Source organism: Streptomyces sp. NPDC008150, from assembly GCF_042956945.1.
Classification (GTDB): Bacteria; Actinomycetota; Actinomycetes; order Streptomycetales; family Streptomycetaceae; genus Streptomyces.
In genome coordinates this window covers 1-22,716 of record NZ_JBIBHJ010000004.1, presented here as the reverse complement: position 1 = coordinate 22,716, position 22,716 = coordinate 1, and the positions used below count along the sequence as shown (strand labels likewise).

Genomic DNA, 22,716 nt, shown 5'->3' with positions numbered 1-22,716 from the left:
TGGGGGGCGCGGTTCCGCCACCGGCCCGTGCCGCCGCCTCGCGCGGCTCCGGCGGGTGCGACCGGGCCGTCAACCGGTCGGCGACGCCGGGTAGTTGGCGGACCGGGCACGACCGGCGGATCCGCGACCCCCGTGTGCCGTCCCGCGTGCGCCGTTCCGCGTGATCGCGAGGGACGTGGAACCTGCCCCCGCGACCCGCCCCTCACCACCGGCCGATGTCGCTCTTCGGCATCTTCGGTGCCCGGCGGGGCGGTGCGCCGCCGCCGAGGAGGATCAGTCGGACCGCGCGGTGGCGCTGGCCCGCGTAGGGCTCCAGCAGTTCCAGCATGGCGGCGTCGTCGGCGTCCCGGTCGCCCGCCAGGGACCAGCCGACGATGCCCGGCAGGTGCAGGTCCCCGACAGTCACCGCGTCCGGGGCGCCGTGACTGCGCTGCACGGTCTCCGCCGACGTCCACGGTCCGACGCCGGGCACCACTTCGAGCCGGGCCCGCGCCCGCTCGGGGTCCATCGCCGTCGCCTCCTCCAGCCGCGCGGCGACCCGCACCGCACGCAGGATCGTCGAGGCCCGCTTGTCGTCCACGCCCGCCCGGTGCCACTCCCACGACGGGATCAGCGCCCAGGTCCGCGGGGCGGGCAGCACGGCCATCCGCTCGGGGGCCGGTCCCGGGGCGGGCTCGCCGAACCTCGTCACCAGCCGCCGCCACGCCCGGTACGCCTCGTCCGCCGTGACCTTCTGCTCCAGCACCGACGGGATCAGCGACTCCAGCACCAGGCCCGTGTTCACCAGGCGCAGCCCCGGGCGCCGGTGCCGGGCGAGCGCCACCAGGCGGTGCCGGGGCACGAACAGGGACGGGTCGTCGTCGGCGCCGAGCAGCCGCGGCAGCCGGTCGAGCAGCCACTCCGCGCCCGGCCCCCACGCCTGCCCGCGCACCGCGCCGCCGTGCGCCGCGACCCGCAGCGTGCCCGGCCCGGCGGGCGTGCGGGCGGTGCGCCACACCGACCCGTCGGGCAGCGCGCGGAACGTCGGGTCGCCGGGCCCGCGCCGCAGCGGCCCCAGGACCAGGCCCAGGTCGAGGGGGCCGTCCGGCGCGTAGGTCCGTACCCGCGCGGGTCCCGTGGACTGCGCCGGGACGGCCGGGACACCGTGCGCGGGCACCGCGCCGGGCCGCCCGTCGCGCGGGTTCGCGCGCGGGGGCCGGGGAGCGAAGCGTCCTGCCACGGGAGAGTCCTGGGGTGCGGGGGAGCGGAAGCGGAGGTACGGGAGAAGACGGACGGAAGGGACGGGCGTGCCTACGAGGGTAGGCGCTCGGATCCCGTCCCGGGGCCCGCCCCGTCAGCGCACCTCGACGAACGCCTCCGCGTCCCGCTCCGGCCGGGGCCGCGCGGGGCCCGCCGGGTGGCCGACCGCGACCGCCCCCATCGGGTCCCAGTGCTCCGGCAGGTCCAGCGTCGCGCGCACCACGTCCCGGCAGAACATCGTGGACGACACCCACGCCGAGCCGAGCCGCTCGCCGGCCAGCGCGACCAGCAGGTTCTGCACGCCCGCGCCCGCCGCGACCACGAACATCTCCCGCTCGGCGGCGTCGCGCCGGGCGTCGCCGTAGGTGTGCGAGCCGTCCATGACCAGGCACGGCACCACCAGGTAGGGCGCGTTGCGCAGCACGTCCCCGCGGCGCACCCGCTTGGCCACCGACTCCTCGCTCTTGCCGTCGCGCCGCAGGTCCGCGATCCAGGCGTCCCGCATCGCGTCGAGCAGCCGGGTGCGCGCCGCCGCGGACTCCAGGAGCACGAACCGCCACGGTGTGGTGTGGTGCGGGGCGGGCGCGGTCACCGCCGCGGCCACCGCGCGCCGTACCGAACCCGGGTCGACCGGCTCGTCGGTGAACTCCCGCACGGTGCGCCGCAGGGACAGCGCCTCCCGCACGGCCTCCGAGGTGCCGAGCCGGAACATGTCGTCGCGCGCCTCGCGCACCAGGGCGCGGGCGCCGCCGGGGTGCTCCGGGTCCACCACGTGTGGCAGCCCGCGCACGACGGCGACCGGCCGCCCGGCCGCCTTGCCCTTCACCAGGTCGCCCGCGGCGGCCAGTTCGTCGGCGGTGGCCACGACGGTCGCGGCGAGCGGGTTGCCGTATGCGTCGGTGCCGCCGCGCAGGTCGTCCAGGACGCGGACCCCGGCGGCGCCGATCGCGACGTCCGTGAGACCCGCGCGCCAGGGCCGCCCGAACGTGTCGGTGACGACGACGCCGACGTCCACGCCGAGCAGGTCCCGCAGCCCGTCCCGCACCGCCCGCGCGGACGCGTCCGGATCCTCGGGCAGCAGCAGCACCGTCCCGGCGGGGGTGTTGGAGGCGTCGACCCCGGCGGCGGCCATGACCAGGCCCTGCCGGTTCTCGACGATCCTGAGCGCGCCGCGCCGCGCCACCACCCGCACCGTCTCGGCGTCGATGGCGGCCTCCCGGTCGACGGCCTCGACGATCCGGCCCTCCGCCTTGGACACGATCTTCGAGGTGACGAGGAGGACGTCACCGTCGGCGAGCGCCGGTTCGGCGGCGGCGATCAGCTTGGCGAGGTCGTCGCCGCTCCGCACCTCGGGCAGCCCGCCGGGCGCCCACGCCCGGTAGGCGGGCGTGCCGTCCGCCGGGCCCGCGCCCTGTCCCCGGTCCCCGTTCAAGCCGCCCGCACCTCCTCGGCCAGCGCCAGCGCCTCGCGCGCCATCCGCGCGGTGGCTTCGAGGTCGGTCATCATCAGCGGCACGGCCCGGCAGCGGACGCCCGCCGCCTCGACCCGCGCCACGGAACCCGCGTCGACGGTGTCGACGAGCCAGCCGTCCAGCAGCCCCGGGCCGTAGTGCTCGGCGACCGCGGCGGCCGTGGACTCGACGCCGACCGCGGCCAGCACCTTGTCGGCCATCCCGCGCACGGGCGCGTCCCCGACGATCGGGGAGAGGCCCACCACGGGGACGCCCGCGGCGGCGATCGCCTCGCGGATGCCGGGCACCGCCAGGATCGTGCCGACCGACACCACCGGGTTCGACGGCGGGAACAGGATGACGTCCGCCGCGCCGATCGCCTCCAGGACGCCGGGCGCCGGCTTCGACTGCTCCGCGCCGACCGGCACGACGGCCTCGGCCGGCACGGACGCGCGCAGCCGTACCCAGTACTCCTGGAAGTGGATCGCCTTGCGCTCGCCGTCGATGTCGACGGCCACGTGCGTCTCGACGCGGTCGTCGGTCATGGGCAGCAGCCGCACTCCCGGCCGCCAGCGGTCGCACAGCGCCTCGGTCACCGCGCTGAGCGGGTAACCGGCGCCCATCATCTGCGTCCGCACGATGTGGGTCGCGAAGTCCCGGTCTCCGAGCCCGAACCAGTCGGGGCCCACGCCGTACGCGCCGAGCTCCTCCTTGAGGTGGAAGGTCTCGTCCGCCCGCCCCCAGCCCTGCTCCTCGTTGATGCCGCCGCCGAGCGTGTACATCACGGTGTCCAGGTCCGGACAGACCTTCAGCCCGAACAGATGGATGTCGTCCCCGGTGTTGCCGACGACCGTGATGTCCGCGTCCGGCGCGGCCTCCTTCAGCCCGCGCAGGAACCGCGCCCCACCGATGCCGCCAGCCAGAACCACAATGCGCATGGGCCCAGTCTGGCAGGCCCGCACGACGGTCCGGCAGGCGGTGCCGGGGCCCGCCGCGCTCGCGCGGACGTGCGGCGGGACCTCTCCGGGAGGGCGGTCAGGCGGGCACGGCGCCCGGTGCGTCCGCCGTCGTGCCGGGCGCGGCCGCGGCGCACCGGGCGGAGTGCATCGGCATCTCGGTGAGTCCCGGGAAGTAGACGTGCAGGCTGACGGCGGGCTCCAGGGTGTCGTTCTCCACGGCGTGCGCGTAGCCGGGGGCGAACACCCGCTGGGCGCCCGGCGCCAGCGCGCGCGTACCGCGCGACGTGCGCTCGGTCAGGGTGCCGTCGAGGACGGTCAGCACACCGGAGGACGGGCCGTGGTCGTGGCGCCCGCTGCCCTGCCCGGGGACCCAGGACAGCAGCCACACCTCGTAGCCGGGGCCGGTGCTCAGCCGGTGGTACCAGCGGCTGGTGGCGTCGTAGCGCACGAGGTGCTCCCACTGGGAGCGGTCGGCGGCGATGGAGCGTGCGAGGCCGGCGAACTCGGCCACGGTGGCCGGGTGTTCGCGCGGGGGCTGGAGGAGGTGGGGGACTTCGAGGATGTCGCCGGCGATCTGGAGATCGCTGTCGCTGTTCATCGGAGTGCGGGGGTTCCTTGCCGGATGGGGGCTGGCTGGGGGTCGCGTCGATCGGCCCGGGTCGCGAGCGCGGAAGGTGCCCTGGGTGGGGCGGAGGGAACAGCCCGGGTCGCGGTGGACCCGGAGTCGGCCGGAGCGCGGTGGCTCAACAGCCGCAACAGCAACAGCTACAGCGAGCACGGGCAGCACCGAGGGACCCGGCGGTGCGGGTCGAGGTGATGGCCAAGTTCGCGAGCATGCCCACAAGGACACCGGCTCACACCTCGACTGTCAACTCGACGCCCGAAATGTGGGACCCGGTTCACCTCATCCGGTTCATCTCCTCGGCGAAAGGTTTGCTCATGTGTTGACCGGGACACATGGCGCACACCGGGGGCGCGCGCCACCCGGCGATTCCGTGATCCGACTGTGATCCGTTTCGCTTTCGGCGCGCGTTCCGGAACGAGACCGAGTTCCGGGACGTCCTTCCTCGCGTGAACCCGCACAGGTTCCGCACGGGGCGGAGGCCCGCGGAGCCACACTCGGCTGTCAAGGTTTATGCCGATTTGAACACTTTCCGCAGGCCCTTGGTTCCGCAGAGTGAATAAGGGGCCCAATAGCAGATCTCGGCTTGACTCGCCCGGATCAGCACACTTGTAATTTCACTCGTGTCGTTCAGCCGACATTCGGTAACGGCTACATCACGGGGACGCGAAAAGACAGACGAGGGGCGCACATGACCGAGCTGGTGCAGCAACTGCTGGTCGACGACGCGGACGAGGAACTCGGCTGGCAGGAGCGCGCGCTGTGCGCCCAGACCGACCCCGAGTCCTTCTTTCCCGAGAAGGGCGGTTCCACCCGCGAGGCCAAGAAGGTCTGCCTCGCCTGCGAAGTCCGTTCCGAATGCCTGGAGTACGCCCTCGCCAACGACGAACGCTTCGGAATCTGGGGCGGTCTGTCCGAGCGTGAGCGCCGCCGCCTGAAGAAGGCCGCCATCTGAGGCGGACCGCAGCGGGCCCGGCCCGCCGCACCGCGCGGCACCTCCGGAACGACCGCCGGACGGGCCGCGGGGGTGCCGCACCCGGGGCAATACGGCACGAACGGCCCGTCGCGCGTGGGTTGTCCACAGGCGGCGGGCCGCCGTGCTGCCCAGCCGATAGTGTGGCTGCTCGTCCGAGACGCACCGCCCCCTCGGGGCACGCGCGTCCACCGCAGTCCACCGAACCGGGGCCCGTACCTCGATGTCCGTGCACAGCCACACGACAGCCCATCAAGACGTCGCTGCCACGGCGGAGTTCGATCCGAGCCGTCCGCCGGAGTCGCCGCGCCACGTGGTGACGGCGGTGCTCGTCACCCACGACGGCGCCCGCTGGTTGCCCGACGCCCTCGCCGGGCTGCTCGGCCAGGAGCGTCCCGCGCAGTACGTCATGGCCGCCGACACCGGCAGCGCGGACGCCTCCGCACAGTTGGTCACCGACGCGCTCGGCGCCGAGCGCGTCCTGCACCTGGCCCGCCGTACCGGGTTCGGGCAGGCCGTCGAGGAGGCCGAGCGCACCGCGCCCGTCCTGACCCCCGACGAACTGCCGTACCTGAAGCGGCCCAGCGGCTGGGACCCGGTCACCCGGACCTGGCGCGACGACGCGTACGACATGCCTGAACTGCCGTACGGGGAGCCCGTGCAGTGGCTGTGGCTGCTGCACGACGACTGCGCCCCCGAGCCCGACGCCCTGGCCCAACTGCTGCGCGTCGTCGACAACGAGGCGGAGCTGGGCCGTGAGGTCGCCGTCGTCGGACCGAAGCTGCGCGGCTGGTACGACCGCCGTCAGCTCCTGGAGGTCGGCGTCACCATCGCCCACTCCGGGCGCCGCTGGACGGGCCTCGACCGCCGCGAACAGGACCAGGGCCAGCACGACCAGGTGCGCCCCGTCCTGTCCGTGTCCACCGCGGGCATGCTCGTACGGCGCGACGTCTTCGAGGAGTTGGGCGGCTTCGACCGCCGGCTGCCGCTGATGCGCGACGACGTCGACCTGTGCTGGCGCGCGCACGGCGCCGGACACCGCGTCCTCGTCGCGCCCGACGCCGTCGTCCGGCACGCCGAGGCGTCCTCCCGCGAACGCCGCGACGTCGACTGCGTGGGCCGCACCACCGCCTCCCCGCACAAGGTCGACAAGGCCGGCGCGGTCTACACCCTCCTCGTCAACTCCCGTACCGCCGTGCTGCCCTGGGTGCTGCTGCGCCTGGTGGTCGGCACCCTGCTGCGCACCGTCGCGTACCTCGTCGGCAAGGTGCCCGGACAGGCCGTGGACGAGATCCGCGGACTCGTCGGCACCCTGCTGCGGCCCGGCCGCATCCTCGCCGGACGGCGCCGGAGAGGCCGGTCCCAGCTCGACAAGACCGAAATGCGCCCGCTGTTCCCGCCGCCCGGCGCGACCGTGCGGGCCACCCTGGAGCAGGCCGCGGGCAACCTGTTCGGCGGCTCCGACCCCGAGGCCGCCGCGGCCGGACGGCACGGCAGCGCCCTGGAGTCCGGACCCGGCGGCGACGACGCCGACTTCCTGGAGATCGAGCAGTTCGCCCGCCTCAAGCGCGTCGCGCGCAAGCCCGGCCCGGTGCTGTTCCTGGTCCTGCTGTTCGTCTCGCTGATCGCGTGCCGCGACCTGCTCGGCAGCGGCGCCCTCTCCGGCGGCGCGCTGCTGCCCGCCCCCGGCACCTCCGGCGCCCTGTGGTCGCGCTACCTCGACTCCTGGCACGCGGTCGGCGCGGGCGGCACCGCCTCCGCGCCCCCGTACCTCGCGATCGTCGCGATGCTGTCGTCCGCGCTGTTCGGCTCGACCGGCCTCGCCGTCATGGTGCTGCTGGTCTGCTCGGTGCCGCTGGCCGGCTTCACCGCCTACTTCGCGTCCCGGCCGCTCGTCGAGTCGCGGCTGCTGCGCGCCTGGGCCGCCGTCGCCTACGCCTTCCTGCCGGCCGCCACGGGCGCGCTGGCGGGCGGGCGGATCGGCACCGCCGTCCTCGCCGCCCTGCTCCCGCTCATCGCCCGCGCCGCGATCGCCTCCTCGGGCCTCGCCAACTCCAGCGGCGCACGCGGCAGTTGGCGTGCCACATGGGCGTACGCCCTGCTTCTGACGGTCACCACCGCGTTCACGCCCATCGTGTGGCCGATCGCCCTCGTCCTCGGCCTCGCGCTCCTCGTCGTGCGCCGTCGCGCGGGGCTGCGGGCGCAGGGGCTGCGGCTGCTCGCCCAGCTCGGCACCCCGCTCCTGGTGCTCGCCCCCTGGTCGCTGACGCTGCTGCCGTTCGGCTTCTTCGAGGAGGCCGGCCTGAAGTACGGCTCCGGCTCGGCGTCCGCCGTCGACCTGCTCGGCATGAGCCCCGGCGGCACCGGGACGCTCAGCGGCGTGCTGCTGTTCGGCGTCGTGCTGGCCGCCCTCGCGGCCCTGCTGCGCTCCGAGCGCCGCGCCGCCGTCGGCACGGCCTGGGCGGTCGCCCTGGTCGGTCTCGTCTTCGCGGTGCTGTCCAACCGCTCCACGTGGGCCGGTCCCGCCACCCTCGTGTACGGACTCGCCCTGCTGTCGGCCGCCCTGCTCGGCGCCGACGGGGCCCGCTTCCGGGTGGCCGAGCAGAGCTTCGGCTGGCGCCAGCCGGTCGCCGCGCTGATCGCCCTCGCCTCGTTCGCGGGGCCGCTGGTCGCCGCCCTGGGCTGGATGGCCGCCGGTGCCGACGGACCGCTGGAACGGCGCGACCCGGTGCAGGTGCCCGCGTTCGTCGCCGAGGAGAGCGGCACCCGCGACCAGGCTCGCACCCTCGTCCTCGACACCGACACCACCGCCCGCGTCGGCTACACCCTGGTGCGCGGCTCCGGCGCCCGCCTCGGCGACGCGGAGGCCGCCGCCTCCGACGGGGAGAACGCGAAGCTCGACAAGGTCGTCGCCAACCTCGTCGCCGGCTCCGGTGCCGACCAGGCCGACCAGCTCGGCGGGTTCGCCGTGCGCTACGTCCTCGTACACAAGGGCGCTCCGCACGACGTCAGCCGCGTCCTGGACGCCACCCCCGGCCTGAGCCGGCTCAGCGAGCAGAACGGCAACGCCCTCTGGCGCGTCGACCAGCAGGTCTCGCGCGCCACCGTGGTGCCGCCCAAGGGCGACCCGCAGGCCGTCGCGGCCGGACCGGTCGACATCCACACCACCGTCCCGGCCGGCGCGGAGGGCCGCGTCCTGCGCCTCGCGGACTCGGCGGACCCGGGCTGGACGGCCACCCTGGACGGAAAGCCGCTGACCCGCACCACGGTCGACGGCTGGGCGCAGGGCTTCGAACTCCCCGCCTCCGGCGGCCGGCTGGACGTCGCCTTCGACGACCCGATCGGCCACACCGCCTGGCTGTGGGCGCAGGGCGCCCTCGCGCTGGTCCTCGTCGTCATGGCGCTGCCCGGCCGCCGCCGGGTCGTCGACGACGACCTGCCGGAGGAGGAGACCGTGTCCGCCGAGCCCGTCGAGGGCGAGGGCCGGCGCGCGCGCCGGCTGCGCGCCCAGGCGGAGGCGGACGCGGAGTCCGACGGCACCGACGACCCGGACGGCCCCGGCCGCCACGACGGGTACGACGGGTACGAGGACCAGGACGGCTACGGGCCGCGGGACGCCCCGGACGCGGACGGGCACGCCCCGGACGCCGCGCCCGCCGTCCCGCACCAGCAGTCCTACGCCGACTGGGAGGCCCCCGAGTACGCGAACGCCGAGTACGGCTACGGCGACCAGTACCAGGACACCGCCGGGCACGACTACCAGCAGGCGCAGCAGGCCCAGCAGTACACAGCCGACCAGCAGCAGTACCCGCCGGGCGGCTACGACCCGGGCTACGGGGCGGACCCGTACCAGGGCGGCCAGTACGACCCCTACGGCTACGGCGACCCGAACCGGCCCGGCTACGAGGCGCCGTACGACCCCGACCAGCAGCACCAGCAGGGCGCCTACGACCCGAACCACCAGCAGGGGCAGCCCGGTTACGACGCGCCCTACGACCCGGCGCGGCAGCCCCACCACGGCACCGGCAGTGAGCGCCCCGACGGGAGCCAGCAGTGAAGCGCACGACCCTGTCCCTGTTCGCCGGCACGGCCGCGCTCGCCGCGGTCACCGGGTTCGCCACGCTCACCACGCCCGCCGCCTCCGGCGCGGACACCGCGGCGACGGCGGCCCGGCTCCCGGTGGAGCGCTCCAGCCTGCTGTGCCCCTCGCCGAGCATCTCCGACCTCGCGGAGACGTCGTACACGTCGTACACGCCGGTCACGGACGGCACCGCGGGCAGCGGCACGGCGACGCTCGCGTCGGCGACCACCGAGACCGACGACGCGACCACGGGCAAGAAGGACGCGAAGAAGGGGTCCAAGCCCGTCGTCACGCCGAAGGCACCCGGCACGCCCGCGGTCGGCGACGCCTCCGGTGCGGACACCCCGGCCCTGGTCGGCACCGCCGACGGCAAGTTCGCGCCCGGCTGGACCGTGCAGGAGACCACCGAGATCGCGGCCGGTGACGGCCGCGGGCTCCAGGGCGTCGCGTGCACCGCGCCGGACACCGAGTTCTGGTTCCCCGGCGCGAGCACCTCCGCCGACCGCACGGACTACGTCCACCTGACCAACCCGGACGACTCGGCGGCCGTCGTCGACATCGACCTCTACGGCAAGGACGGCACCGTCAAGTCGGCGGTGGGGGAGGGCATCACGGTCCCCGGGCACTCCAGCGAGCCGATCCTGCTGTCGACGCTCACCGACGAGAAGCAGACCGACCTCACGGTGCACGTCACCGTCCGCAGCGGCCGCGTCGGCGCCGCCGTGCAGGACGTCGACGACAACCTGGGCGGCGACTGGCTCCAGGCCGCCGCCGACCCCGCGGGCAGCCTGGTCATGCCGGGCATCCCGAAGGACGCCACCTCGGTGCGGCTGGTCGCGTTCACGAACGGTGACGCCGACGCCGACCTGAAGGTGCGCCTGGCCTCCGCGTCGGGTGCCATCACGCCAGCCGGACACGAGACGCTGCACGTCAAGGCGGGCATGACCACCGCCGTCGACCTCGGCGACGTCACCCGCGGCGAGGCCGGCTCGCTGCTGCTGACGCCCACCGGACAGTCGGCGCCGGTGGTGGCCGCCCTGCGCGTGACGCGCGGCAAGGGCGACCAGAAGGAGACGGCGTTCATCCCGGCGACGGCGGAGGTCGGCGCCCGCGCCACCGCCGCCGACAACAGCTCCAAGGGCTCCACCCTGTCGCTCACCGCGCCCGACGCCGCCGCCCGGGTCCGGGTCACCGCGTCGGCCGGCAGCGGCGGCGGCACGGCCGTGTCGAAGACGTACAGCGTCAGGGCCGGCACCACGCAGGACGTCGCGCCGCCGGTCCCGAGCGGCCTGAAGGGCACCTACGCGCTCACGGTCGAGACGGTCTCCGGCGGCAAGGTGTACGCGGCGCGCACACTGGCGGCGACGGAGGGCGGCGTGCCGGGCTTCACGATCCAGACGCTCCCCGACGACCGGGGGACCGTCGCGGTGCCCGAGGCGGACGAGGACCTGTCGGTGCTCCAGAAGTAGGCGTCCCGCGCGGCCGCCGCGACCCGTCCCGCACCGGCGCGGGAGGGGCCACGGCGGCCGCGTCAGTCCTCGCCGTAGCGCGGGTCGACGGTCTCCGGGGTCAGTCCCAGCAGCTCGGCGACCTGCTCGACGACCACCTCGTGCACGAGCACCGCCCGCTCGTCGCGCGCCTTGGTGCGGATCTCCACCGGGCGCCGGTACACGATCACCTGGGCCGCCTTCCCGTCCGCGGCCGGCACGGCACCGCCCAGCGGCACCGCCTCGTCGTTCCAGGCCTGGCCGGGCACGTCCGTACGGGGCACTTCGAGGACGAGGAAGTCGACGTCGGCGAGCTGCGGCCAGCGCCGCTCCAGCCGCTCCACGGAGTCCTGCACCAGATCGGCGAACGCCTCGGACCGGCTTGCCGCGAGCGGCACCTGGGGCGGGGCGATCGGCCCGCGCATGCCCCGGCCGTGCCGGTCGCGGCGGCGGGGCCCCGGGTCTGCTGCGGGGGGCGGTACGGGGTTCTCCATCACCGCTGCAGAGTAGTCCCCGTACGCCCCGTGCCGCCCTTTTCGCGCGACGCCGGCGGTCCGGCCCCGGACGGGCGCCCGGACCGCCGCCCCGGCGTGTCGCGCGACTGCGTTTCCCGGTGGAAACGCGGCCGGCCCGGTCCGACGGGCTCCGGTCGGCCGGCACTGCCGTAAGCGTGCTTTTGCTGCGGTTTGTGACGACCGGTCACCCGGCGCAACGCCGTCCGCGCGCCCGGAATATGACGTTCGTGCAGGTCGGTGGTGTGTGCCCGCGGGGAGCCGAGGGGCCCTTCGGAGGACGACACGGGCAGGTGGGCCGGGGGAGAGTCGTCGCGGCCCGTTCAAGAGTGCGGTACCGTCCAACGTCGTGAGCCCTGTACGTCGCTGTTCGCGCACCGCTTGCGGCCGTCCCGCCGTAGCGACGCTGACGTACGTCTACGCCGACTCGACCGCGGTCCTCGGCCCGCTCGCCACCTACGCCGAACCCCACTGCTACGACCTGTGCGCCGAGCACTCCGAGCGCCTCACCGCCCCGCGAGGCTGGGAGGTCGTCCGGCTGCTCGACGGTTCGGCGCCCGCCCGCCCCAGCGGCGACGATCTCGAAGCGCTCGCCAACGCCGTGCGCGAGGCGGCCCGCCCGCCGGAGCGGCCCGCGGGCGGCGCCCGCGGTGCCGACCCCATGGAGGTCGCCCGCCGCGGCCACCTCCGGGTGCTCCGCTCGCCCGACAACTGACGCTCCGCGCCCGCCTGTTGACGATGCGGCAGGCGCGTTCACCGAACCACTCCCCGCCACCCCGGCCGCCGGTCGCCCCGCGCCCGTGCCCCGCCGGGCGGTTCCCCCGCGTCCGCCGGGGCACACGGACCACGGCACGCCAGGTCCCCACGGACCGCCCGCACGGCGCGCGACCGGCGGGTGCGGGTAGTTTTGACGTGACCGACAGGACGCTCAGGAAGGTTGGCCGTGGCCGCTGATCTGTCACAGCTCGTGAAGGCGTACGACGTGCGCGGGGTGGTTCCGGACCAGTGGGACGAGACGCTCGCCGAACTTTTCGGCGCCGCCTTCGTCCGGGTGACCGGCGCTCCCGCGATCGTGACCGGGCACGACATGCGCCCCTCGTCGCCGGGCCTGTCGCGGGCCTTCGCGCGCGGCGCGGCGGCACAGGGCGCCGACGTGACGGAGATCGGGCTCTGCTCGACCGACCAGCTCTACTACGCCTCCGGTGCGCTGAACCTCGCGGGCGCGATGTTCACCGCCTCGCACAACCCGGCGAAGTACAACGGCATCAAGATGTGCCGGCCCGGCGCCGCCCCGGTCGGCCAGGACACCGGCCTCGCGGAGATCCGCGAGCTCGTCGAGCGGTGGAGCGACTCCGGCGCCCCGGAGCCCGCCGCCACGACGGGCACGATCACCCAGCGCGACACGCTGGAGGACTACGCGGCCCACCTGCGCTCCCTCGTCGACCTGACGTCGATCCGGCACCTGAAGGTCGTCGTCGACGCGGGCAACGGCATGGGCGGTCACACCGTCCCCACCGTCCTCGCGGGCCTGCCCCTCGACGTCGTCCCGATGTACTTCGAGCTGGACGGCACCTTCCCCAACCACGAGGCCAACCCCCTCGACCCCGCCAACATCGTGGACCTCCAGCAGCGCGTGCGCGACGAGGGCGCCGACATCGGCATCGCCTTCGACGGCGACGCCGACCGCTGCTTCGTCGTCGACGAGAACGGCGACCCGGTCTCCCCGTCGGCGGTCGCCGCCCTGGTGGCCTCGCGCGAACTGGCGAAGAACGACGGGCACGGCACCGTCATCCACAACCTGATCACGTCGTGGTCCGTCCCGGAGGTCGTGCGGGAGAACGGCGGCACCCCGGTGCGCACCCGCGTCGGCCACTCGTTCATCAAGGGCGAGATGGCGCGGACCGGCGCGATCTTCGGCGGCGAGCACTCGGCGCACTACTACTTCAAGGACTTCTGGAACGCCGACACGGGCATGCTCGCCGCCCTGCACGTCCTCGCCGCCCTCGGCGGTCAGGACGGCACGCTGTCCGAGCTGGTCGCGCAGTACGACCGGTATCCCAGCTCCGGCGAGATCAACTCCACGGTCGACGACCAGGCCGGCCGCCTCGCCGCCCTCAAGAGCGCCTACGAGGGCCGCGAGGGCGTGGAGCTCGACGAGCTCGACGGCCTCACCGTCACCGCCGCCGACTGGTGGTTCAACGTCCGCCCCTCCAACACCGAGCCGCTGCTGCGCCTGAACGCCGAGGCACGGGACGAGGCGACCGTGGCGAAGGTGCGCGACGAGGTCCTGGCGATCATCAAGGGCTGACGGCGCGCCGACGCGGCGCACGCGGGGCGGCCGGTCCTCGGACCGGCCGCCCCGCGGCACGTCCGGCCGCGGCCCCGGGAAGCCGCCGCCGCCCCGGGGCCACCCGACCCCGTCACCCCGTTCCCGTACGGCGGTACGCTGACCGGGCCGATCTCCGTCCCCCGTGGACGGCGGACCGGCCGCCCCACCGACACCCAGGCTCGGCACGAGCCGCGCACCGCCCCGAAGGGACACCCCATGCCGCTCGACGCCGGCCTCCTGGAGATCCTCGCCTGCCCGGCCTGCCACGCCCCCCTCGAGGAGGACGTCAAGGACGACGCGACCGAGCTGGTCTGCACCGGCCAGGACTGCGGTCTGGCCTACCCGGTCCGCGACGGCATCCCCGTCCTGCTCATCGACGAGGCCCGCCGCCCCGCCTGACCCGACCGGCCGGCGCGACCCCGGAGGCTGCCGCCCCATGCTCGACGAATCGCTGCTCGACACCCCCGAGGCGCTGACCGCGGCCGACCGCCGGGGACTGCTCCGCGGCGCCGCCGAGGCGGGCGCCCGCGTCCGCACGGCCGCCCGGTACGCCGCCGAGGCGGGCCTGGGCGACCTCAAGCCGGACGGCCGCCCGCGCGCCGTGCTCATCGCGGGGCCCGGCGCCGCCGCCGCGCACACCGCCGACCTGCTCGGCACGCTCGCGGGCGCCACCAGCCCCGTCGTCCGCCTCGCACCCGCCGGCGTCGCCCCGGCACCCGGCGCCCTGCGCTGGGAACTGCCGGGCTGGGCCGGTTCCGTGGACCTGCTCCTCATCGCCACCCCCGACGGCACCGAGCCGGGCCTGTCGCTGCTCGCCGAGCAGGCGTACCGGCGCGGCTGCACCGTCGTCGCCGTGGCGCCCGCCCGCACCCCGCTCGCGGACGCCCTCGACGGCTCCCGCGGCCTGTGCGTACCGATGGCGACCGCCGCGTACGAACAGGACCTGCCGCCGACCGCTTCCGCGCCGGGCGCGCTGTGGGCGCTGCTCACCCCGCTGCTGGTGCTGCTCGACCGGATCGGGCTGGTGGCCGCGCCGCCGGAGGCCGTCGAGAAGGTCGCCGACCGCCTCGACCACGTCGCCGGACGCTGCGGCCCCGCCGTCGTCACGTACGGCAACCCGGCCAAGACCCTCGCCGTGGAGCTGGCCGACGCGCTGCCGGTGATCTGGACCGAGGGCGTCTCCGCCGGGCCGGCCGGCCGCCGGTTCGCCGCGGCCCTGGCCGACCTCGCCGGACGTCCCGCGCTGGTCGCCGAACTGCCGGAGGCGCTCACCGCGCACGAGGCCCTGCTCGCCGGCTCGCTCGCGGCGGCCTCCGACCCCGAGGACTTCTTCCGCGACCGCGTCGACGAACCGGCCGCCCTGCACGCCCGCGTGGTGCTGCTGCGCGACCGCCCGCTCGGCGGCCTCACCGCGGCCCCGGCCGCCCGCGACCTGGCCCTCGGCCACGAGACCCCCGTCAGCGAGCTGGAACCCGAGGCCGGCGGCGACCTGGAGACCCTCGCGGACCTGATCGCCGTCACGGACTTCGCCGCCGTCTACCTGGCGGTCGCCTCGACGGCCTGACCATGCCGGACACCCGTCCGGCCGCGCCCGGTCCGGCCCGTCCGGGCCCGACGGCCGGGCGCACGGCACCCGCCGCCCGTCCGCACCCGGCGGACCATCCGAAGGAGCAGCACGACAGCATGGACGTCCTCGACAACACGGTGCGCCCCTACGCGTGGGGATCGGTCACCGCGATCCCCACGCTGACCGGCGCCGAACCGACCGGCGAACCGCAGGCCGAGATGTGGATGGGAGCCCACCCCGGCGCCCCGTCCCGCACCGGCCGCGGCACCCTCGTCGAGGTGATCGACGCCGACCCGAAGGGCGAACTCGGCGAGGCGACCGTCGAGAAGTTCGGCCCCCGGCTGCCCTTCCTGCTCAAGCTCCTCGCCGCCGCCGCGCCCCTCTCCCTCCAGGTCCACCCCGACCTGGACCAGGCCCGCGAGGGCTACGCCGACGAGGAGCGCCGCGGGGTGCCGCTGGACGCCCCGGACCGCAACTACCGGGACGCCAACCACAAGCCCGAGATGATCTGCGCGCTCACCGAGTTCGACGGCCTGTGCGGCTTCCGCGACCCGCTGCGCACCGCCGGACTCCTCGACGGGCTCGGCGTGGCCGCCCTCGCGCCCTACGCCGACGTGCTGCGCGCGCACCCGGCGGACGCCGCCCTGCGCGAGGTCCTGACCGCCGTACTGAGCGCCGACCGCGCGGAGATGGCCGCGACGGTCGCCGAGACCGCCGCCGCCTGCGAGCGCCTCGGCGGTGAGTACACCCCGTACGCCGACATCGCCCGCCACTACCCCGGCGACCCGGGTGTCATCGCCGCGATGCTCCTCAACCACGTCCGGCTCCAGCCCGGGGAGGCGCTGTTCCTCGGCGCCGGCGTCCCGCACGCCTACCTCGACGGACTCGGCGTCGAGATCATGGCCACCTCCGACAACGTCCTGCGCTGCGGCCTGACCCCTAAGCACGTGGACGTGCCCGAACTCCTGCGCGTCGTGCGCTTCGAGCCGAGCGAGCCCGGCGTGCTGCGCCCGGAGGCATCCGCCGACGGCGAGGAGCTGTACGAGGCACCCATCGACGAGTTCCGCCTCTCCCGCTACGTGGTGTCCGGCGGCGGCGCCGCCCACGACCTGACCCGCCCCGCGCCGCAGATCCTGCTGTGCACGGCTGGAACGGTTCTCGTGGGGCAGGAGGAGCTGACGCCGGGCCGTTCCGTCTTCGTGCCGGCGGGCGAGACGGCCCGGGTGTCCGGCGCGGGAACGGTCTTCCGCGCCACGGTCGTCGCCTGAGCGCGAGGACCGCAACGGAGACCTGACGCACCGTCGTCCGGGCGTGCTGCAACAATGGCCCACCGGCAAAGGGCGGGCAAAGACCGCCGTCGCGGTGCCTGCGTGCCAACCGGCACGGCGCCCGGCGGCGCACGGAGGGCCCTCGATGGGCGTACGAAGGGACAACGCGACCAGATGAGCGCGTCAGGCGGCACCAAGGCGATCGTGGCGGCACTCGGCGCCAACCTCGCTATCGCGGTATCGAAGTTCGTGGCGTTCGCGTTCAGCGGCTCCTCGTCGATGCTCGCGGAGGGCGTGCACTCGCTCGCGGACTCGGGCAACCAGTTCCTGCTGCTGATCGGCGGCAAGCGGGCCCAGCGCGACGCGACCCCCGAGCACCCGTTCGGCTACGGCCGCGAGCGCTACATCTACGCCTTCCTCGTCTCCATCGTGCTGTTCTCCGTCGGCGGCATGTTCGCCATCTACGAGGGCTACGAGAAGATCCAGCACCCCCACGCCGTGGAGCACTGGTACTGGCCGGTCGGCGTCCTGGTCTTCGCGATCCTCGCCGAGGGCTTCTCCTTCCGCACGGCCATCAAGGAGGCCGGCGGCCAGCGCGGCGGGCTGTCCTGGGCGCAGTTCATCCGCCGCGCGAAGGCGCCCGAACTGCCCGTCGTGCTCCTCGAGGACTTCGGCGCCCTGATCGGTCTCGTCCTCGCCCTCGCGGGCGTCGGCATCGCCCTGATCACCGGCGACGGCGTCTGGGACGGCATCGGCACCGTCTGCATCGGTGTCCTGCTCGTCGCCATCGCCCTCGTCCTCGCCGCGGAGACGAAGTCGCTCCTGCTCGGCGAGTCCGCCGGTCCCGACCAGCTCGACCGGATCACGGCCGCGCTGGTCGACGACGAGGCCGTCACCCGCGTCATCCACATGCGCACCCTGCACCTGGGCCCCGAGGAACTGCTGGTCGCCGCCAAGATCGGCGTGCGGCACGACGACAGCGCCGCCAAGGTCGCCGACGCCATCAACGCCGCCGAGGCCCGCATCCGCGCCGCCGTGCCGATCGCCCGCGTGATCTACCTCGAACCCGACATCTACAGCGACACCGAGGCCGCCCGCGGCGCCGACCGCGACGCCACCCCGGGCGGCCCGCCGCTGGAGACCCCCGGGCACTGAGCCGCCGCGGCGGGCCGCCGGCCGCACGCCGGGACCCCGGCGCACGGGCGCCCGGTCCGCGCCCAGGACGGACGCGGACTGGGGGCCGCCGGGTCCTCCGGTGTAGCTTGGTTCGGAGCCAGACGTCGCTGCTGATGGCGGTCGGGCGGTCCCCAGCGGACCGGCCGAGGGAGAGAGGGCCTCCGACGGACTGCGCTGCGTGCGCCCCGGGCATCCGTGTGCCCTCTTCGTGCCCCACCGGGCACCGACCTGCCCGCCGCCGCGCAGACCAGCCCGAACGACCTCGATCCGCAACCCGAGGAGCAGCCCGTAATGACGACTGTCGACAACCGACAGGACTTCAAGGTCGCCGATCTCTCCCTGGCCGACTTCGGCCGCAAGGAGATCACGCTGGCCGAGCACGAGATGCCCGGCCTGATGTCGATCCGCAAGGAGTACGCCGCCGCGCAGCCGCTGGCCGGCGCCCGCGTCACCGGCTCCCTGCACATGACCGTGCAGACCGCCGTGCTCATCGAGACCCTGGTCGCCCTCGGCGCCGAGGTCCGCTGGGCGTCCTGCAACATCTTCTCCACGCAGGACCACGCCGCCGCCGCGATCGCCGTCGGCCCGAACGGCACCCCCGACAACCCGCAGGGCGTCCCCGTCTTCGCCTGGAAGGGCGAGACGCTGGAGGAGTACTGGTGGTGCACGGAGCAGGCGCTGACCTGGCCGAACACCCCCACCGGCGGCCCGAACATGATCCTCGACGACGGTGGTGACGCCACCCTCCTCGTCCACAAGGGCGTCGAGTACGAGAAGGACGGCAAGGTCCCCTCGGTCGACACCGCCGAGTCGGACGAGCACCGCGTCATCCTCGAACTGCTGAACCGCACCATCACCGACGGCTCGCAGAAGTGGACCCAGCTCGCCTCGGAGATCCGCGGCGTGACCGAGGAGACCACGACCGGCGTCCACCGCCTTTACGAGATGCAGCGCGACGGCGACCTGCTGTTCCCCGCGATCAACGTGAACGACGCGGTGACCAAGTCGAAGTTCGACAACAAGTACGGCTGCCGCCACTCCCTGGTCGACGGCATCAACCGCGCCACGGACACCCTCATCGGCGGCAAGACCGCCGTCGTCTGCGGCTACGGCGACGTCGGCAAGGGCTGCGCGGAGTCGCTGCGCGGCCAGGGCGCCCGCGTGATCATCACCGAGATCGACCCGATCTGCGCGCTCCAGGCGGCCATGGACGGCTACCAGGTCACCACGCTCGACGAGGTCGTCGACAAGGCCGACATCTTCGTCACCACGACCGGCAACAAGGACATCATCATGGCCGCCGACATGGCCAAGATGAAGCACCAGGCCATCGTGGGCAACATCGGCCACTTCGACAACGAGATCGACATGGCCGGCCTCGCGAAGATCCCCGGCATCGTCAAGGACGAGGTCAAGCCCCAGGTCCACACCTGGAAGTTCCCCGACGGCAAGGTCATCATCGTGCTGTCCGAGGGCCGCCTGCTGAACCTGGGCAACGCCACCGGCCACCCCTCGTTCGTCATGTCCAACTCGTTCGCGGACCAGACCCTGGCCCAGATCGAGCTGTTCACCAAGCCCGACGAGTACCCGATCGGCGTCTACGTGCTGCCCAAGCACCTCGACGAGAAGGTCGCCCGCCTCCACCTCGACGCCCTCGGCGTCAAGCTGACGACGCTGCGCCCGGAGCAGGCGTCGTACATCGGCGTCGAGGTCGAGGGCCCGTACAAGTCCGACCACTACCGCTACTGAGTCACCGCCGGCGTGCCGCACCCGTGCGGTACGCCGGCGAACGAGCGGTGAGCGCGCGCCCGTACCGGCGCGCTCACCGCGACCGGTCGCAGACGGCAGGCCCCCGCACCCCCGTGCCGGGGGCCTGCCGCTTTCCGCACGCGCCCCCGTCGGACGAGGACCGCCCGGCGAACCGCCCGGCGATCACCCCGTCAAGCCCCAGGACCCTCATGCCCCGCGGCCGCTATTCGCTCCACGACCCGCACGACCACACCCCCCTCGCCGACGAACACTTCCAGTGCGCCCCCGGCCCGTCCGGCTGGCGCTATGTCTCCCGCCTGACCACTCCCGCGGGCGACGACAGCGGCTCGGTCGACCTGACCCTCGACGAACTGGGCCGCCCGCTCCGCCTCGAACTCCTCGCCGGGGGCTGGCAGGTGCGCGGTGCCGCCCTCGACGGCGTCACCTGGGTCCGCACCGACCCCTCCGGCACCGAGGCGGCCGAGGGCAACACTCCGGCCCACGCCTTCACCGGTACGTCCCCCGCGTTCCTCGTCGCCACCGCACGGCTGCTGCGCCTCACCCCCTCCGGGTCCGCGACCCGCGTCCGCCTCGTCGCCCTGACCGGTCCGGTGCTCGCGCCGATCACCGTGGACCAGTCCTGGGCCCTGGTGAAGACAGAAGCACACGCCACCGACAGCGGCCCCCTGCCCGTGGACGAATACCGGGTCACGGCCCTGGACACCGGTGAGGTGCACACCGTGCACCTGGCCGGGGACGTGGTCCTCGCGGCCCCGGGGATCGAGCTGGAGGACCTGGAGTCACCGCCGTCCGTCTTCGCGTGAGCGCCCACGGCGCGCGGCACGGAAGCGGCCCGGCCCTCGTCAGGCGGGCGGCGCGAACCCGGTGCGCGGCCGGTTCTCCCCGTCCGCGGCCGGGGTCGGCGCGTCCCACGCCTCGACGGGAGCGGCGGGCGGCACGGCAGGAGCGGGCCCCGCGACCTTGGGCCGCGCGGACCCGGCCGAGGGCGGCGGCGCACCGAACCCGGCCCCCGGCACCCCGTACGGGACCGCCCCACCGGGGGCGAATCCCGCAACCGCACCCCGGGCCCGCCGCACCTCTCGCGCCTGCCGTTCCTGGAGCACGGCCGCCAGGTAGGCCGCGGGCGGAATCCCGTGGGGGGCGGGTGCCCCGGTACGCGCCGCGACATCGGCCGCGAGCCGCTGCGCCATGCCCTGGCCGACCTGCGGGTCGAGCTGCCCCATGCGCGTCAGGTACTGACGTACCGCGAGCCACAGCCCGTCCGGCACGGCCGACAGGTCGAGCTCCGCGAACCGCCCCGCGAGCCACGGCGGCGGAGGCGGCACGAAGGCGTTGTGCGGCACGGGAATCCGCTCCCGCACGACCAGCGTGCCGGCGAACACGTCACCGAGCCGCCGCCCGCGGGCCGACACGAGCGACGCGATGCAGGCGACGACCCCGAACGTCATCACGATCTCGACCACCCCGATCGCCCCGCGCACCAGCGCGTGCCGGAACCGGATCGGCCCCCCGTCGTCCCGCACCACTCGCAGTCCGCAGGCCAGCTTCCCGAGCGAACGCCCGTGGCTGAGCGTCTCCACCGCGATCGGCCCGCCGACGAGCACCAAGAGGAACGCGGCGACCGCCAGTGCCGCCTGCGCAGCCTCGTCGAGCGAACTCGTCGACAGCACCAGCAGCAGCGTCACCAACAGGTACGCGAACACCGTCACGACCAGGTCCAGCAGCACCGCCAACGCCCTGCTGGGCAACCGCGCCGGAAGCAACTCCAGCGCCACCGCCTCACCCGTAACCAGCCCGCTCACGCCCGCCGCCCTTCCCCTGCGCCCGCCCCGTGGACGGCCAGTCTGCCAAGCTGAGCACGCATCGCGCCGCAGTACGACAAGCTGACCTCAACGATCAGCGGGCGAAGTGCCGCCGACGAGCAGCCGAGGGAGCAGGCAGACCCGATGGACCTGGACGTCTTCGTCTCCGCCCACCGCGCCGAATGGGACCGTCTGGACGCCCTGCTCCGCCGCAGGCGCCGTCTCACGGGCGTGGAGGCCGACGAGCTGGTGGCGCTCTACCAGCGCACCGCCACGCACCTCTCGGTGATCCGGTCCAGCGCCCCGGACCCCCAGCTCACCGGCCGCCTCAGCCAACTCGTGGCACGCGCCCGCAGCACCGTCGCCGGCACCCGCCGGGCCTCGTGGCGCGACGTGGTCCGCTTCCTCACCCAGGGCTTTCCCGCCGCCGTCTACCGCGCCCGCCGCTGGTGGGTGCCCACGGCACTCGTCTCCACGGCCGTCTCGGTGCTCCTCGGCTGGTGGATAGGCACCCACCCCGAGGTCCAGGCAGCCATCGGCGCCCAGAGCGAACTGCGTCAACTCACGCGCCCCGGCGGCGAGTACGAGACCTACTACTCCAGCCACCAGGCGGCCGCCTTCGCCGCGCAGGTGTGGACGAACAACGCGGAGGCCGCGGCGATGTGCCTGGTTCTCGGCGTCTTCCTGGGGCTCCCGGTCCTGTGGATCCTCTTCGAGAACATGCTGAACCTCGGCGTCGGCGCCGGCCTCATGTCGTCGGCGGGGCGTCTGGACACCTTCCTGGGGCTGGTCCTCCCGCACGGCCTGCTCGAACTGACCGCGGTCTTCGTGGCCGCGGGCACGGGGCTCCGCCTCGGCTGGACGGTGATCGACCCGGGCCCCCGCACCAGGCGCGCGGCACTCGCCGAGGAGGGACGGGCCGCGGTCGGCATGGCCATCGGCCTCGCCCTGGTCCTCTTCGTCTCCGGCTGCATCGAGGGCTTCGTGACCCCCTCGGGCCTGCCCACCTGGGCGCGCATCGGCATCGGTGTCCTGGCCGAACTCGGCTTCCTCACCTACGTGTTCGCCCTCGGCGGCAGGGCGGTCCGGGCGGGCGACACCGGCGACGTCGAGGAGTTCGAGCGCAGCGCCGCGGTGCCCACGGCGGCCTGATGTGCGTGGCACCCCGCGAAGCTGCTAATCTCCTCATCGCCCCCGCAGGAACCGTTGACACGGGCCATGCGGGGAGGTAGGTTAGAACAGTTGCCTGGAAGCGGGACGACATCCCGTACCGGCGAAGGTGAAAATCTATCGGCTCCCGGATCATCGAATCCGGAGAGCGCATCCCGATCAATCAGAAATACGGATGGCCGGTAAGGCCGCCCCAAAACCTCTGATAAAGTCGGAACCGCCGGAAAGGGAAACGCGAAAGCGAGAACCTGGAAAGCACCGAGGAAATCGGATCGAAAAGATCTGATAGAGTCGGAAACACCGAAGGGAAG

At 74.3% G+C, this 22,716-nt stretch carries 18 protein-coding genes; 12 read left to right on the top strand and 6 right to left on the bottom strand.

Annotated features, from left to right (window positions below; translation table 11 throughout):
• Nucleotides 1-202: 202 nt before the first annotated feature.
• From ACFZA0_RS11865 to ACFZA0_RS11850, 4 genes are all read right to left on the bottom strand, one after another.
• Nucleotides 203-1,219 (bottom strand): DNA-3-methyladenine glycosylase family protein, encoded by a 1,017-nt coding sequence (locus ACFZA0_RS11865; RefSeq protein ID WP_391014486.1) that lies wholly within the window; start codon nt 1,217-1,219, stop codon nt 203-205.
• 114 nt (nt 1,220-1,333) lie between these two features.
• Complete coding sequence (locus ACFZA0_RS11860; RefSeq protein ID WP_391014484.1) at nt 1,334-2,671, bottom strand: coenzyme F420-0:L-glutamate ligase; 1,338 nt, start codon at nt 2,669-2,671, stop codon at nt 1,334-1,336.
• Nucleotides 2,668-3,627 carry a 2-phospho-L-lactate transferase gene (cofD, locus tag ACFZA0_RS11855; RefSeq protein WP_391014482.1) on the bottom strand — a complete coding sequence of 320 codons (960 nt, stop codon included), beginning with the start codon at nt 3,625-3,627 and terminating at the stop codon, nt 2,668-2,670. The genes ACFZA0_RS11860 and cofD overlap by 4 nt, the downstream gene beginning before the upstream one ends.
• A 97-nt stretch (nt 3,628-3,724) precedes the next feature.
• Nucleotides 3,725-4,246, bottom strand: coding sequence for a cysteine dioxygenase (locus ACFZA0_RS11850; protein WP_391014480.1), 522 nt, complete (start codon nt 4,244-4,246; stop codon nt 3,725-3,727).
• A gap of 715 nt (nt 4,247-4,961) precedes the next feature.
• On the opposite strand from ACFZA0_RS11850, the gene ACFZA0_RS11845 reads away from it, so the two are divergent.
• From ACFZA0_RS11845 to ACFZA0_RS11835, 3 genes are all read left to right on the top strand, one after another.
• On the top strand, nt 4,962-5,225 hold the full coding sequence (locus tag ACFZA0_RS11845) for a WhiB family transcriptional regulator (protein WP_010986447.1): 264 nt from the start codon (nt 4,962-4,964) through the stop codon (nt 5,223-5,225).
• Between the two features lie 241 nt (nt 5,226-5,466).
• Nucleotides 5,467-9,300, top strand: coding sequence for a glycosyltransferase (locus tag ACFZA0_RS11840; RefSeq protein ID WP_391014478.1), 3,834 nt, complete (start codon nt 5,467-5,469; stop codon nt 9,298-9,300).
• The gene (locus ACFZA0_RS11835) at nt 9,297-10,793 is read left to right on the top strand and encodes a DUF5719 family protein (protein ID WP_391014476.1); all 1,497 of its coding nucleotides are present in this window, start codon (nt 9,297-9,299) and stop codon (nt 10,791-10,793) included. The genes ACFZA0_RS11840 and ACFZA0_RS11835 overlap by 4 nt, the downstream gene beginning before the upstream one ends.
• A gap of 62 nt (nt 10,794-10,855) precedes the next feature.
• On the opposite strand, the gene ACFZA0_RS11830 is transcribed toward ACFZA0_RS11835, so the two are convergent.
• Entirely contained in the window at nt 10,856-11,305 is a 450-nt protein-coding gene (locus tag ACFZA0_RS11830; protein WP_391015332.1) for a metallopeptidase family protein, read from the bottom strand.
• Nucleotides 11,306-11,672: 367 nt separating this feature from the next.
• Here ACFZA0_RS11830 and ACFZA0_RS11825 point away from each other — a divergent pair, with 367 nt between their 5' ends.
• The 8 genes from ACFZA0_RS11825 to ACFZA0_RS11790 all read left to right on the top strand — a co-directional run bounded on the left by ACFZA0_RS11825 (nt 11,673) and on the right by ACFZA0_RS11790 (nt 20,236).
• On the top strand, nt 11,673-12,038 hold the full coding sequence (locus ACFZA0_RS11825; RefSeq protein ID WP_391014474.1) for a DUF3499 family protein: 366 nt from the start codon (nt 11,673-11,675) through the stop codon (nt 12,036-12,038).
• Nucleotides 12,039-12,266: 228 nt separating this feature from the next.
• The gene (locus ACFZA0_RS11820) at nt 12,267-13,631 is read left to right on the top strand and encodes a phosphomannomutase/phosphoglucomutase (protein WP_391014472.1); all 1,365 of its coding nucleotides are present in this window, start codon (nt 12,267-12,269) and stop codon (nt 13,629-13,631) included.
• Between the two features lie 237 nt (nt 13,632-13,868).
• Entirely contained in the window at nt 13,869-14,051 is a 183-nt protein-coding gene (locus tag ACFZA0_RS11815; protein WP_391014470.1) for a Trm112 family protein, read from the top strand.
• 37 nt (nt 14,052-14,088) lie between these two features.
• A complete protein-coding gene (locus ACFZA0_RS11810; RefSeq protein WP_391014468.1) occupies nt 14,089-15,216 on the top strand; it encodes an SIS domain-containing protein in 1,128 nt (375 codons plus the stop codon).
• 119 nt (nt 15,217-15,335) lie between these two features.
• Nucleotides 15,336-16,487: a mannose-6-phosphate isomerase, class I gene (gene manA / locus ACFZA0_RS11805; protein ID WP_391014466.1), complete on the top strand. Its 1,152-nt coding sequence runs from the start codon at nt 15,336-15,338 to the stop codon at nt 16,485-16,487.
• A gap of 174 nt (nt 16,488-16,661) precedes the next feature.
• Nucleotides 16,662-17,642 (top strand): cation diffusion facilitator family transporter, encoded by a 981-nt coding sequence (locus ACFZA0_RS11800; protein WP_391014464.1) that lies wholly within the window; start codon nt 16,662-16,664, stop codon nt 17,640-17,642.
• A 312-nt stretch (nt 17,643-17,954) separates the two neighbouring features.
• The gene (gene ahcY / locus ACFZA0_RS11795; protein WP_391014462.1) at nt 17,955-19,412 is read left to right on the top strand and encodes an adenosylhomocysteinase; all 1,458 of its coding nucleotides are present in this window, start codon (nt 17,955-17,957) and stop codon (nt 19,410-19,412) included.
• Between the two features lie 209 nt (nt 19,413-19,621).
• Entirely contained in the window at nt 19,622-20,236 is a 615-nt protein-coding gene (locus tag ACFZA0_RS11790; RefSeq protein ID WP_391014460.1) for a hypothetical protein, read from the top strand.
• A 39-nt stretch (nt 20,237-20,275) separates the two neighbouring features.
• On the opposite strand, the gene ACFZA0_RS11785 is transcribed toward ACFZA0_RS11790, so the two are convergent.
• The gene (locus ACFZA0_RS11785) at nt 20,276-21,235 is read right to left on the bottom strand and encodes an RDD family protein (RefSeq protein ID WP_391014458.1); all 960 of its coding nucleotides are present in this window, start codon (nt 21,233-21,235) and stop codon (nt 20,276-20,278) included.
• A gap of 144 nt (nt 21,236-21,379) precedes the next feature.
• Between ACFZA0_RS11785 and ACFZA0_RS11780 the strand changes: the two genes are divergently transcribed.
• Entirely contained in the window at nt 21,380-22,387 is a 1,008-nt protein-coding gene (locus ACFZA0_RS11780; protein WP_391014456.1) for a stage II sporulation protein M, read from the top strand.
• The last annotated feature ends 329 nt before the right edge of the window (nt 22,388-22,716 follow it).

Bases quoted from the DNA above. Each gene is read 5' to 3' on its own strand.
- cofD (WP_391014482.1), bottom strand. From the start codon at position 3,627: ATGCGCATTGTGGTTCTGGCTGGCGGCATCGGTGGGGCGCGGTTCCTG.
- ACFZA0_RS11850 (WP_391014480.1), bottom strand. From the start codon at position 4,246: ATGAACAGCGACAGCGATCTCCAGATCGCCGGCGACATCCTCGAAGTC.
- ACFZA0_RS11845 (WP_010986447.1), top strand. From the start codon at position 4,962: ATGACCGAGCTGGTGCAGCAACTGCTGGTCGACGACGCGGACGAGGAA.
- ACFZA0_RS11840 (WP_391014478.1), top strand. From the start codon at position 5,467: ATGTCCGTGCACAGCCACACGACAGCCCATCAAGACGTCGCTGCCACG.
- ACFZA0_RS11830 (WP_391015332.1), bottom strand. From the start codon at position 11,305: ATGGAGAACCCCGTACCGCCCCCCGCAGCAGACCCGGGGCCCCGCCGC.
- ACFZA0_RS11815 (WP_391014470.1), top strand. From the start codon at position 13,869: ATGCCGCTCGACGCCGGCCTCCTGGAGATCCTCGCCTGCCCGGCCTGC.
- ACFZA0_RS11810 (WP_391014468.1), top strand. From the start codon at position 14,089: ATGCTCGACGAATCGCTGCTCGACACCCCCGAGGCGCTGACCGCGGCC.
- manA (WP_391014466.1), top strand. From the start codon at position 15,336: ATGGACGTCCTCGACAACACGGTGCGCCCCTACGCGTGGGGATCGGTC.
- ACFZA0_RS11800 (WP_391014464.1), top strand. From the start codon at position 16,662: ATGAGCGCGTCAGGCGGCACCAAGGCGATCGTGGCGGCACTCGGCGCC.
- ahcY (WP_391014462.1), top strand. From the start codon at position 17,955: ATGACGACTGTCGACAACCGACAGGACTTCAAGGTCGCCGATCTCTCC.
- ACFZA0_RS11790 (WP_391014460.1), top strand. From the start codon at position 19,622: ATGCCCCGCGGCCGCTATTCGCTCCACGACCCGCACGACCACACCCCC.
- ACFZA0_RS11780 (WP_391014456.1), top strand. From the start codon at position 21,380: ATGGACCTGGACGTCTTCGTCTCCGCCCACCGCGCCGAATGGGACCGT.